This window comes from Bartonella sp. CM120XJJH (assembly GCF_042194715.1).
GTDB lineage: Bacteria > Pseudomonadota > Alphaproteobacteria > Rhizobiales > Rhizobiaceae > Bartonella.
Map to the genome: position 1 here is coordinate 1 of NZ_JBHINE010000165.1, position 526 is coordinate 526.

Consider the following 526-nt stretch of genomic DNA (forward strand, 5'->3'; position numbering starts at 1 on the left):
ATAAAAAAACCTTGTCACGTAAGGACGGACAAGGCTTTCTCAAACTCATCAATCTAGAGATAGCACAATCCGTCCTATGACGCAATGTTATAGGATTAAAATGATGTGTTCTTTTAAGAATGCGCAAGGTATCACACGTGCCTTGCGCGGGGTTTGGCATGGGCGTTATGGAAGCCAACCAATCAAAAATACTTTAGTCAATTTTACCTTTGCTACGCGTGCTTATAGCCAAGCCTTTGAGGTCCTTATGAGGCAAGCCCCGCATAACGCATATTTTAACGATCTCCTCTATTTTCTAAGGTAAATAACATGATACAAGATAATAAAAATATTTTAGAGAATAATACTCCTTTAAATGATAACGATAATGGCTCTTTAAATGATAAGACTTGTTTAGAAGCCATTCCTTATAAGCAAGCATTGCAACAAAATGGTTGGGGGGAATTAAAACCACTTGAATATACTCTCTTACCCGTCGAGCCTTTTCATGCTGCGCAAATGCCTTTAACTTCAAGTCGCTATGTTT

General features: G+C 38.2%; 1 protein-coding gene and 1 pseudogene. Both read left to right on the forward strand.

Translation table 11 applies throughout. The annotated features are described in order from the left end of the window. Positions 1 to 100 precede the first annotated feature (100 nt). Complete coding sequence (locus tag ACFIKU_RS10380; RefSeq protein WP_375657459.1) at positions 101 to 304, forward strand: hypothetical protein; 204 nt, start codon at positions 101 to 103, stop codon at positions 302 to 304. A gap of 5 nt (positions 305 to 309) precedes the next feature. After that, a pseudogene (locus ACFIKU_RS10385) lies at positions 310 to 526 on the forward strand (DUF3987 domain-containing protein); the annotation flags it as partial.